Below are 11,912 nucleotides of genomic sequence, written 5' to 3' on the forward strand. Positions count from 1 at the left end.
CTGGCCACCTGCTTATGCCGCGCGCGGCATAAGCAGCTTTTTGCCGACCGTCGAACTATGCCGAGTGAGCAAGTTTTTACCAACACTTTCCTCAACGTAGCGGTAGCTGGATCGGCATAGCTTAGGCTCTCTCCGTCGCAATAGACGCGAAGGAGAGGACACATGAACGCAAGTGACTATCTGCAACGCAGCACACTGTATCGGAAGCTGATCCACGGGCCGTATGGCGAGTTTGCACGCGTTTATGCGGGCAGATTGTCGGACGAAGGCTTCGGTCGGCAATGCACCTGGCGATCGCTAAGCCTATTTCGTGAGTTGAGAGACTGGCATGTCGGCAACGGGCACGATCTCCAGGATTTAAGCGAAGTTCATGTTGAGCGGTTTCTTGAGCACCGTTCCAAACACTGGAGCATCGATTCGGGCGACCGATCGGCGCTCCGGCGCTTGCTTGCCGCGTTACGGCAAGAAGGTTTGATACCAACCGCCCTTCCGATTGAGCGCACGGAGTACGAGCAGATTGTTGATGTGTTCGCGGCTTACCTCACGAATGAGAGAGGGCTCGCCGCCTCGACGGTGGAAAGCCACAAGCTGCTCTCACGCCGATTTCTGCAGGAGGTCTGTCCGGCTGGCGCAGATGGGTTTGCAGCGCTCACCCCGGAGATCGTCATCGGTTATGTCGAGCGACATGCTCTCGATGGCTCCGCCGACAGCGGCAAGGCGATGTGCGGGGTGGTGCGCGCCTTCCTGCGCTATTTGCATCTGAAGGGCTTCATTTCGGTGGCCTTGGCCGATTGTGTGCCGTCGATCCGTCGCTGGCGGCTTGCTGGCCTACCAACCTTCCTGCCACCACAGAAGGTTCAGGTGGTTCTCGATGCCTGCGATCTGACCACGGCAATGGGGCTTCGCGACTATGCGGTTTTGATGGCGCTGGCCAAGCTGGGCTTGCGCGCCGGCGAGGTTGCCGCGCTCAGTCTTGACGATATCGATTGGCAGTTGGGCAGTGTCCTCATCCATGGCAAGGGACGGCGGCAAGCGATGATGCCGCTACGCCACGACGTCGGTGCAGCTATCGTCGCCTACATCCGGCATGGGCGGCCGGCTTCACCGTGTCGCCGGTTATTTCTGCGAATGCTTGCTCCGCACGTCGGCTTTGCCTCAGGCTGCGCCATCACGATGATCGCGAAGGAGGCCCTCGAGCGGGCGGGTATTCACGGCTATGCGCACCACGGCGCGCACCTCTTCCGCCACAGCCTTGCGACCGACCTGCTGCGGTCGGGGGCCAGCTTTGCCGAGATCGGCCAGTTGCTTCGTCACCGGAGCATCGACAGCACAAGGATCTATGCCAAGCTCGACATCGAGAAGCTGCGCGAACTGAGCCTGCCCTGGCCGGGAGGTGTCCAATGAGCCGTCTTCGAACAGCGCTCGAGCGCTATGTGGGCATGCGCCAGGGATTGGGATACAAGTATCATGGCCCCGCTCGACGGTTGTCGGATTTCGTCACCTTCATGGAGGCTCGCGGCGCCGAGACCGTCACCACGGCGCTGGCAATGAAGTGGGTGACGTTGATCGGCCAACAACCGAGTTGGTCCATCCGCCTAACCGATGTGCGCTGCTTCGCTCAGCACCTCGCTCATTTCGACCCCATGACGGAAGTGCCACCTCAAGACGCTGTGTCGCCGGCGCGGCGTGCAAAGCCCTACATCTATAACGATGCTGAGATCACGGCGCTTCTGGCGGCGGCACTGTCGCTGCCGCCGGCCAACGCCCTGCGTCGCTGGACATATCATTGTCTGTTCGGATTGATAGCGGTCGCCGGGCTACGCCATTCCGAAGCGCTCGACCTGCGCCGAGACGACGTCGATCTCGACCAAGGTATCCTCACCATTCGGGAGACGAAGTTCGGCAAGTCGCGGCTGGTCCCGCTCCATGCCACGACGGTCGCCGTGCTGTCGGACTATGCCGCGCGACGCGACGTGCATCTCGTCGCACCTCGTAGCCCCTATTTCTTTGTCGCCGAGCAGGGCGGCAGATTGCTGCACCAATACGTGCACCGGGTGTTCTGGCAGCTGTCGCGACAGATCGGTCTGCGGCAGCGGGGGCAGCGCAATGGTCCGCGGATTCACGATCTTCGTCACCGTTTCGCTGTCCAGGCCCTGACCAACTGGTATCGTGCGGGCGAAGATGTCGAGCGGGAACTGCCAGTCCTCTCGACCTTTCTCGGCCACGCCAATGTTCGCGACACCTACTGGTATCTATCCGCCGCGCCGGAGCTAATGACCCATGCCGCGCGACTGCTGGATGAGCGGTGGGAGGTTCGCTCATGAGTGCCTCGAACGATCTGGCCGTGCTGATCGAGCGGTGGTTCACCGATCGGCTCATGCGACATCGAGGCGTAAGCTCCAACACCATCGCCTCCTACCGCGACACCTTCCGGCTCCTGTTTGCATTCGCGCAGACACGCCTTGGCAGGTCTCCGTCGCAGTTGACACTGCGGGATTTGGACGCGCCTTTCATCGGCGCATTCCTGGAGGACCTCGAGACACTGCGATCCGCCTCAGTGAGGACCCGGAACCTCCGCCTCACGGCCATTCGGTCTTTCTTCAGATATGCGTCGTTCGAGGAGCCGGCCCATAGCGCCCAGATTCATCGCGTGCTCGCGATCCCGAGCAAGCGATGCGACAAGCGACAGCTTCAGTTTCTCACCAGGCCCGAGATTGAAGCGATCCTGGCCTGTCCGGATCGCAGCACATGGCTGGGACGGCGTGATCACACTCTGCTGTTGCTGGCCGCGCAAACGGGGTTGCGGGTCTCGGAGATCATCGATCTCGACCGGCACTCGGTGATGCTGGGGCACGGTGCCCACGTGCGATGCGTTGGCAAGGGCCGCAAGGAGCGAAGTACGCCGCTCACCAAGGTTGCACAGCAAGCCCTTCGGGGCTGGCTCAACGAGCCCAGGAAGCGGGGTGCAACGGCTCTCTTCCCGAACATGCACGGCAGCAAGCTGAGCGCCGACGGCGTGCAGGCGCTGCTGAACAAATATGTCGCCAAGGCTCGCGAACACTGCGTCACCCTCCGCTCGAAGCGGGTGTCGCCCCATGTTTTGAGGCACAGCGCTGCCATGGAGCTGCTGCAGGCGGGCGTCGATTGTTCGGTCATCGCCCTATGGCTGGGCCATGAGGCGATGGAAACGACGCTGACCTATCTTCACGCACATCTTGAGCTGAAGGAATCCGCACTTGCCAAGCTGAAGCCATACGAACGCGCAAAGGCCGAACGATTTCGACCAAACGACCGGCTTCTTGAGTTCCTGAACGCCCTTTGAGCATGAGAACTATGCCGAGTGTCAACGACCGGTTCTTGGTCGAAATGGCGGGCAAAGCGCTTCATACCGCCATGATCGGAAGAGGCGCTCGGCATAGTTCGGCAGTCGGCATAAACCGCCAAGATGAACCTGGTCGATCCGCACGCCTGGCTCCCCCAGACCCTCGATCGCATCGCTGATGGCTGGCCAAACAGCGGTATCGACGCCCTCATGCCCTGGAATTGCCAAAGCTGAACGGCCTCAACTGCCCGCTTACGGCCGATCACGGCGCTCGCCTTCCGCGCCACGATCGACCGGCCTGAGCGGTTCGGCTCGTCGCAGGCGGTGGGGGCGCATCTGGGACTGACGCCGGCACGCTACCAGTCCGGCGAAACCGACATCCAGGGAAAGGTCAGCCGATGCGGCGACGAACTTGCACGCACCGCGCTTTATGAGGCGGCCCACACACTGCTGGTGCGATCGAAGAAGTGGTCGAGCCTCAGAGCATGGGGCATGAACATCGCCAGGCGGCGCGGCATGGCACGAGCCCGAGTCGCGGTCGCCCGCAAACTGGCCGTCATTCTGCATGGCATGTGGGCCGACGCGACCGAGCGCTTTGGAAAGGGCGACGCCCGGATCGTTCCCTGGGGGACGATGGGCGAGGCGATCTCGTTGAGAGTCCCGAACCTGCCGGCCCAAGCGCGGCAAGGTCGTGAAACAGATTGAGACGTCGGCGGCCCAAGCGCTGACCGCGAAAAGAAGCGAGTGACCCACGGAACGGTCAAGAAAAAAGTGCAGGAGCATCTTGACCAAACGACCCCACAGAGAAGGCTCTCAGATTTAAGTGGACGCTTGGCGAATGAAGTATCTGGCTATGGAGCAGCCGTCGACGGTTGATGCGAGAAGGCCGTCTTCAGACAAAAGACCAGGATATCACTTGAGCGATGGCTATGTCGGTTTGAATTTAGTCATCGTTGGTGGGTTCTCAAGTGCATGAGAAGAGCTTGCGCTCCATGCAGGTTAGGCGTTCCGGGCCTTGTTCCGTCACCAGCACGGTCTCGCTAAAGCCCATACCGGCTGCCATCATCAGCATATGAAATACCATTCCCGGCTCCAGGACCCATTCCACGCCCGGCACGAACTCGCGGATAAATTCGCCGGCGGAGGGGCGGTAGTTGAGACCAAGCGAATAACCGGAACGGTTGGTATATGTCTTGCGAAGCCCCGTTGCCAGCAGCGGCTCGCGGCAAGCTCGGTCAATCACGCTGGCTGGTGTGCCCGGCCGCATCAACGCGATGGCATCGTCTTGCACGCGGATGATTGTCTCAGCGATGTGCTGCTGCTCAGCGCTGGGCTGCCCAACAATGGCGGTACGCATCAAACGTGCCCAGTAATGTTGATGTAGCCCGTTGAGCTCAAAGTAGACAGTATCACCTCGTTCCAAGCGACGGTCCGAATAGCCGCCATGTATGAGATTTGTTCGATTGCCGGAAGTGATGACACCGCCCAGCCCCATCGCCGGCGACCCGCCTTTCACCAATGCGCTCCACACCTCATTGGCAATCTGCCGCTCCGTGACACCGAGTGCGATAGCCTCGATGCCAGCATGCATGCCTGCTTCAACCAAGCGCGAGGCGCCCCGCAGATAATCTATTTCTCGCGGCGATTTTATCAGGCGGAGGTGGTCGACAATGCGCGGCTCTGCGACAACGCTTGCATCGCACAGCACCCTCTGCAGTACCGTCCGTCGTTCCGGTGTCAAGAACCATGAGTGGTCATCCACACCTACCCGTCCTTCTGCCGAGCCGAGGCCTTCCAGAGCTCTGCGCGCCGTGTCGAGCCAAGCGGCGAGCGGATCTGCAACATCTGAATAGGTCGCGTGGCTTTTCACCCAGGACGTACTTTGCGCCGCCGGGACTTCCACATCACGCAAGATCAGCACCGGGTCGCCGCTGCCGGGAACCGCTAAAGCATGGTAGGAAAAATAACCAACACCATGTAGACCACTGAGATAGTAGATGTTTTCAGGCTGATGTAGGAGTAGCACTGGAAGATCGTGCTTTACCATCTCTTCCTGCGTGCGCTGCACCCGCGCCCGATATTCCTCTGCAGGGAAATTCATCTCGGTGTTAACAGGTTCATTCAGCGTCGGAGATGTATTCATTGGAGACTATCTCACTTGTTGGGCTTGCCGTTCACCCGCTTGGCGGAATATGGCCACACTGACATAGATAAAAATCGTGAACGCGATCAATAGACTGGACACCGCAGCAATCGTTGGCGTGATCTCTTCCCGAATTCCCGACCACATTTTGATCGGCAGAGTAGTAGTATCTGGGCCACTCAAGTAAAGTGATAGCACGACCTCATCGAACGATGATAAGAATGCAAAAAATCCGGAGACTATCAAAGCTGGACGAATAAGAGGGAGCACGATTCGCCATATCGTAACGACCCTTGACGCTCCCAAACTAGCAGCCGCATATTCAAGTATTATATTTTGTGATTGTAGACTTGCGGCGACGATCAACACTACTAGTGGAACGGCGCCTATGCTGTGCGCCGTCACAAGCGCGAACGACGTGTTGATAAGATGCAGTCGCGCAAAGAGAAAGTAGAGAGCCACCGCATTAACAATCGACGGCACGATCATCGGTGCGAGCAAGAGCTGGTATCCGATTCGGCGCATTCGCGGGCTGCCGCGCACGAGTGCCATTGCAGCCGCTGAACCAATGGCAAGACTTAGACATGCCACAGCTATTCCAACTCCCAAACTCTCCCAGGTCGCAGAAACCCACGCAGCGCTAGTGAAATAGGCCTGGTACCATTGCAGCGACAGGCCGGGGGGCGGAAAGTCGAGGAAGCGCGAAGAGCTGAATGAGATCGGGACAATGATTAGGATCGGGCTGACAAGGAAGGCAACAAGGAGCAAGCTTAATCCGCGCAGCAGCTTTCTGCCCGGCGCCAGACGCTCCCAGCCTCTACCGATACCGGCGGGAAAGCGGATTCCATGTCCGACGCCACGCACTAAGGCGGCAACGAAATCAATGAGTTGAATGTATGCGCTAGTTGAATGACGCGCGGTGTGGCCCGCAGAGTGGGCAGTACTCTGATTAGAACTGAGCAGGCGCTCGCTATCGACGAAACGGTTGGAAATCGAATAAAGTACGAGCGTGATCGCAAGCAGCACGGTGGCAGCGGTGGCCGCAAGCGGCCAATTGAGCGTGCCGTTTACATAACTGTCGATTTGCATTGGCAGTATCATCGTGTTCGGACCGTCGAGCAGTACGGGCGTGATGTAGAACCCAAGTGCGAACACGAAGACCAGTAGGCCGGCTGCGATAACACCCGGAGCGCTCAACGGAAAGAACACGCGCCAAAAATTTTGTGCCGCGGAGGCTCCTAGAGAGGCAGCAGCACGCGTCAGACTGTATGGAATCCCTTTCATCACGCTAATGAGCACCAGCACCGTATAGGGCATGAGGATGTAGACCATAGCTACGAGTACGCTGAACTGATTGTAGATAAGGTCGACAGGGCGCTCAGTAAGGCCAGTTGCCATTAGCAGCTGATTGATTACACCAAAACGCCCCAGAAGCACCATCCATGCATATGTGCGCACGAGGTAGCTGGTAAAGAACGGCAGAACGACCGCAAGCAGTAGCGCCGCGGCGACCCAAGTGCGCGCCGAGACTATCCAGTAGGCTAGCGGATAGCCTAGTAGAAGGCAGATCAATGTAACCTTTGTTGCGAGTGCGAAGGTGCGGGCTAGAATAATCCAGTTCGTTGGGTTATCCAAAAACTCGTGGTAATGCGCGAAGGTTGGCCCGGGATCGAGCAGGCTGAGAGAGAGCAGACCGGAAAGCGGGATGAAGAAGAAAACCCCAAGCAGAAGCGCTGCTGGAGCAAGTAAGAGCGAGGCTTCCCGGTTGTTGACCGGCCATGCGATGGCCGATCTCACAACATGGTATGGAGTAGCCATTAGCTAGCCGTCCATTTTATCCAGCGCTCAACGAGAATTTCTGTATTAGATTTGCCAGATAAATCTTTAGTTTCCCAGTATGACAGGTCGCGGAAGAACTGTTTAGCAATGTTCTCAGGAGTTGTGGGAAGGTCTGCAGCAACCTTTGGGTCGATGTACTTGAAAGCCGCACGGTTCATTGGACCATAGAAGATGAGATTGTTTAGACGCGCTTGCGCCTGCGCGGAGGCTTGGTAGGCCACAAACCGCATGGCCGCGGCCCGATTTTTTGCTCCCCGCGGCACGACCCAGTAGACCGGGCTAAGCTCCCCCTCATTCCATTGGTAATCAACGGCGGCACCCTGTGTCTTCAGGGCTGCCATTCGACCATTATATGCCGAGGACATCGAGACTTCACGGTTCGACAGGAGCTGACCGGGTTCGGCTCCGACACTCCAGAATTTGGTTATGTGCGACTTGATGCGATCGAGGGACGCGAATCCGGAGTCGAAGTCGATTGGATACAGCTTGTCCTTCGGCACCCCGGCCGCCAGCAATGCAAATTCGATTGTCGTGACATCCGAGTTCGAACACGTTTTAAGAGAGCGTGGCCCCGGAAACTTGTCGGCGTCCCAAAACTCAGCCCATGAGCGCGGGCGTGGCTTGTTCGCCGGGTATTCGGTCGTCGAGAACGCCATAACGGTGCTATAGACGTACGAGCCTACGCCGTATGTTGTCTTTGCTTCCGGCACAAGGTTGTCCAGTGTTTCCTTATCGAAAACGCCATAGTCTATTTCCTCGAGGTACTTTGACGCATCCGGTCGAAAAGCGAAGGTGTCGACCTCCGCTACATCCCACTGCACGTTGTTGCTGTCGACCTGCGCCTTGAGTTTCGCGTCATCTTCCGGGGACACGTAAGTCACCGTGATCCCTGTTTCTTGCTGGAAGGGATCAATTATTGCCTTGCGGATCGACTCCTCATAGGATCCACCGCCGGAGACTACGACAAGTTTCGATTCTTGCGCCCGTAAAATGCCTGGAGCGCCAATCGCAAGCGCCGCTCCGCTGGTCGCAGTACCAATTAGCTTTAACGTCTGACGCCGGGTCGGTCGGCTGGGGTTGATGTTGTACGTCATGAGATCATTCCCTTATAAAGATACGATTGCCATACGATCTGCAGTTGCAGTAACGCCCGCGAAAGCTGACACCGCGACGCGATTATTGGGTTTGCCGGGGATTGATTGTTCCCCCTCATCAGAAAGAAGTCGTCCATCCCGCGCGTCCCAGCCAATTCTAACTTGTTGGTCGACATGGAATCGCTGAGATCGGGCGTGGCTCGGTGCTGCTAAAGTGAGAAACACTGGAATCTTTGCACGTAACCGAATACGATACTTAATGACATTTCCCTGGTAGACGGCCTCTTCGACCACACCTTCGAATTCATTATCAGTGCGAACGCCGGGGTCGAGAGGGATGATCTTGTCGGGTCGGATCATGAGGGTCACAGCCCCCTGCAGGCTATCGGATCCCTGCCACATCGCTCGAATTTGCAGGCCGGCCAGGTCAAGGAGAGGGCCGTCTTTTCTACTTTCAACAATATGAGTGCGAAGGAAATTGGACTCGCCGATGAAACCTGCAACGAAGCGCGTTTGCGGAGTCTCATATATTTCTTCAGGCGTCCCGATTTGCTCGACGTTGCCCTTATTCATCACCACGATTCGATCAGACATCGTGAGCGCTTCACTTTGATCGTGTGTGACGAAGACCACAGTTATTCCAAGGGACTTCTGAAGGCGCTTCAGCTCAAGCTGCATATGCTCGCGAAGCTGTTTGTCAAGCGCACCAAGCGGTTCGTCCATGAGGACTACGCCTGGGCGAAACACAAGTGCGCGAGCCAAGGCAACTCGCTGCTGTTGGCCGCCGGATAACTCGTGCGGCATCCGCGCTTCATAGCCGCTCAGTTGAACAAGATCGAGCGCTTCGGCGACACCGGCTCGAAGTTCAGAGCCGGATACTCTGCGCATCTTGAGCGCAAATGCCACGTTCTCGAAAACGGATAGATGTGGAAATAGCGCATAATTCTGGAATACAACTCCGATGTTGCGTCTAGGCACGGGTAGCCCGGTTATTGGTCGGGCGCCGACAAAGATTTGGCCGGAGGTGGGCGTTTCGAACCCCGCGACCATCATCAACGTTGTCGTCTTGCCGGAACCACTTGGTCCGAGAAATGAGACAAATTCGCCGGCCTCGATTTGAACCGACAAGTCATTAACCCCTCGCACGCTGCCGTACTGTTTACAAAGTCGCTCTAACCGCAGCGGTTCACCTCTGGGCATCGACGCCTCCACGTGAGGCTAATGGATGTGAATGAGACGTCATGTCCCAGTTCTCCTCTTTTAGGCTATCGGCGCGGTTGATCCGCACTCCTTCGGCGATCACGAGCGAAAGTATCGGTGATCATTTTCCACAACATCAACCTGCATTAAGCATCCTCTCCGAGGCGAAATGGCGTCAATGTGGGCGGCCTGTTGAAGAAAAATTCGCAAAAGAGCGTTGTGATTGAAATTTCTTAGAGTCCGTTTGGAAATTCATGGATGAGCGGTTCTTCGTAGCAGGTTGCCGCCCATGGCGACGAGGATCATGGCGTGAGAGACATCGATGCGCTGCTCGTACGAGGCGTCGCCATCGGGTCATCCAGCCGAAGGTGCGCTCGACGACCCAGCGACGGGGCAGAGCGTGGAAGCCCTTCTGGTCGTCGGATCGGCGGATGATGTCGATGACGAAGTCGAGATAGGCGGCCTTGTCCATGAGCTTGAGCCGATCGTAGGCGCCGTCGGCGAACAGATGCTTCACCCAGGGCCAGCGCTTGCGGATGCCGTCGAGAACGGCCTGCGCGCCGGCGCTGTCGGAGATGTCGGCTGGCGTCAGGTTGACCATCAAGAGCCGCCCGTCGGTATCGACTGCAATGTGGCGCTTGCGGCCGACGATCTTCTTGCCGGCGTCATAGCCTCTTTGCGCGCCAGGGGCCGAAGCCTTCACCGACTGGCTGTCGATCACGCCCGCCGTGGGACTGGCCTCGCGCCCAGCCCGTTCGCGATCCAGCATCAGCGTCACGTCGTGGATGGTCTGGAACAGAAAGCGCCGCGCCAGTTCACGGAACCAGCCATAGACCGTCTGCCAAGGCCCGAAGTGGATCGGCAGCATCCGCCAGCCGCAACCGGAGCGGACCAGGTAGCGCACGGCGTTGATCACCTCCCGGAAATCAGCCTCGCGCGGACGGCCCCGACGCCGCCCGGGCTTGGGCATCAGCGGGGCGATCTGGTACCATTCTTCGTCCGTCAAATCAGACGGGTAACGCTTGGTCTTCTTGGCGATCTGGGCCATCCGCCCACGGCTCTGTTTGGTCCACATCCACAGCTTGAATCACAAATAGCCTCACCGCAAAACCCCAACCCTCGATTTTCCAAACGGCCTCTTAGCCGTCGGAGGCCTACACGCAGCAGGTCATACTCGATCGTATAGACACGCCCCTAGCAATGGAACCCAGCAAGTCGGCGAACCAAGGCATTCAGAGGCTCGGTGACCGCGTTTTGGCCACCAGCGCCTCGTTGTACATAGGCGTCACCCCTTTGACCCAAGACTTGTCAACTCTCTCACGATGGTAGATCACATTTGCAAGCTTATGGAGAGTATGGGGATAGATCGCGCCTCTTGCTAAAACGCGCAAAGTGTATCCCGGCAAATTCCTGTATAATATGGACCGACTGAGCGCTGCAATGGCATACGTGAATTTGAAGTTAATTCGCTCTGGTATTATTCGTGGAACAGCACGGCGCGGAGCTGAGCCAAAAACTCTGTCGAAAACTTTCCACCGCCTCTAAGCACGACGCTAAAAATACAATGAAGTACCGTCATTACTTCCTCTGCCTTAAGTAGGGAAAATGATCGGAAGTGCGTCAGCTTTTTCGATTGGCGCAGATAGGGGAGCCGGACAAAAGTAACCTCCTGCCCTCCCTTGTTCTTGTTTACATTGCTAACGATACCTATGACCGGTCGCATGAGTTTAGCCATCTTCTGGGATTTCAGGTGCACGAGAAGAGCTTGCGCTCCATGCAGGTTAGGCGTTCCGGGCCTTGTTCCGTCACCAGCACCATGTCGCTGAAGCCCATCCCGCCTGCCATCATCAGCATATCAAACACCATTCCCGGCTCCAGGACCCATTCCACGCCCGGCACGAACTCGCGGATAAATTCGCCGGCGGAGGGGCGGTAGTTGAGACCAAGCGAATAGCCGGAACGGTTGGTATATGTCTTGCGCAGCCCCGTTGCCAGCAGCGGCTCGCGGCAAGCTCGGTCAATCACACTGGCTGGTGTGCCCGGCCGCATCAACGCGATGGCATCGTCTTGCACGCGGATGATTGTCTCAGCGATGTGCTGCTGCTCAGCGCTGGGCAGCCCAACAATGGCGGTACGCATCAAACGTGCCCAGTAATGTCGATGAATCCCGCTGAGCTCAAGATAGACCGTATCGCCACGCTCCAATTGCCGGTCGGTATAGGATCCGTGTAAAAGATTTGTCCGATTGCCGGAAGTGATGACACCGCTAAGCGGCATTTCCGCCCCGGCGTTCACCAATGCGCCGAACACGGTG

At 57.8% G+C, this 11,912-nt stretch carries 9 protein-coding genes and 3 pseudogenes; 6 read left to right on the forward strand and 6 right to left on the reverse strand.

All coding sequences use genetic code 11. The features are described from left to right. The first annotated feature begins 162 nt into the window (after positions 1-162). The 5 genes and pseudogenes from A3A9_RS0134570 to A3A9_RS40430 all read left to right on the forward strand — a co-directional run. On the forward strand, positions 163-1,404 hold the full coding sequence (locus tag A3A9_RS0134570) for a site-specific integrase (protein ID WP_027033271.1): 1,242 nt from the start codon (positions 163-165) through the stop codon (positions 1,402-1,404). Then, the gene (locus A3A9_RS0134575; RefSeq protein WP_027033270.1) at positions 1,401-2,324 is read left to right on the forward strand and encodes a tyrosine-type recombinase/integrase; all 924 of its coding nucleotides are present in this window, start codon (positions 1,401-1,403) and stop codon (positions 2,322-2,324) included. Before A3A9_RS0134570 ends, A3A9_RS0134575 begins: the two co-directional genes overlap by 4 nt. Next, positions 2,321-3,322, forward strand: coding sequence for a tyrosine-type recombinase/integrase (locus A3A9_RS0134580; protein ID WP_027033269.1), 1,002 nt, complete (start codon positions 2,321-2,323; stop codon positions 3,320-3,322). Before A3A9_RS0134575 ends, A3A9_RS0134580 begins: the two co-directional genes overlap by 4 nt. Positions 3,323-3,436: 114 nt before the next feature. Then, positions 3,437-3,556, forward strand: a pseudogene (locus A3A9_RS43440) (transposase domain-containing protein); the annotation flags it as partial. A gap of 24 nt (positions 3,557-3,580) precedes the next feature. Continuing rightward, positions 3,581-3,934, forward strand: a pseudogene (locus A3A9_RS40430) (transposase); the annotation flags it as partial. Positions 3,935-4,286: 352 nt separating this feature from the next. Here A3A9_RS40430 and A3A9_RS0134590 read toward each other — a convergent pair. Genes A3A9_RS0134590 through A3A9_RS40445 form a run of 4 tightly spaced genes read right to left on the reverse strand, consistent with a single transcriptional unit; the run spans position 4,287 to position 9,598 of the window. Next, entirely contained in the window at positions 4,287-5,465 is a 1,179-nt protein-coding gene (locus A3A9_RS0134590; RefSeq protein ID WP_080680397.1) for a M24 family metallopeptidase, read from the reverse strand. 6 nt (positions 5,466-5,471) lie between these two features. After that, positions 5,472-7,283, reverse strand: a complete 1,812-nt coding sequence (locus A3A9_RS40435) for an ABC transporter permease subunit (RefSeq protein WP_051371444.1) — start codon at positions 7,281-7,283, stop codon at positions 5,472-5,474. After that, the gene (locus A3A9_RS40440) at positions 7,283-8,398 is read right to left on the reverse strand and encodes an ABC transporter substrate-binding protein (RefSeq protein ID WP_051371445.1); all 1,116 of its coding nucleotides are present in this window, start codon (positions 8,396-8,398) and stop codon (positions 7,283-7,285) included. Before A3A9_RS40440 ends, A3A9_RS40435 begins: the two co-directional genes overlap by 1 nt. A 12-nt stretch (positions 8,399-8,410) precedes the next feature. After that, entirely contained in the window at positions 8,411-9,598 is a 1,188-nt protein-coding gene (locus A3A9_RS40445) for an ABC transporter ATP-binding protein (RefSeq protein WP_080680396.1), read from the reverse strand. 41 nt (positions 9,599-9,639) lie between these two features. Here A3A9_RS40445 and A3A9_RS45515 point away from each other — a divergent pair, with 41 nt between their 5' ends. Further along, positions 9,640-9,825, forward strand: coding sequence for a hypothetical protein (locus A3A9_RS45515; RefSeq protein WP_202596442.1), 186 nt, complete (start codon positions 9,640-9,642; stop codon positions 9,823-9,825). A 25-nt stretch (positions 9,826-9,850) separates the two neighbouring features. Here A3A9_RS45515 and A3A9_RS41540 read toward each other — a convergent pair. After that, positions 9,851-10,673: pseudogene (locus A3A9_RS41540) on the reverse strand (IS5 family transposase). A 671-nt stretch (positions 10,674-11,344) separates the two neighbouring features. Then, the coding region (locus A3A9_RS0134620; RefSeq protein ID WP_027062613.1) for a M24 family metallopeptidase at positions 11,345-11,912 on the reverse strand (568 nt) is incomplete at its 5' end.

It is taken from the genome of Mesorhizobium loti CJ3sym (assembly GCF_000472785.1).
Lineage (GTDB): Bacteria > Pseudomonadota > Alphaproteobacteria > Rhizobiales > Rhizobiaceae > Mesorhizobium > Mesorhizobium loti_E.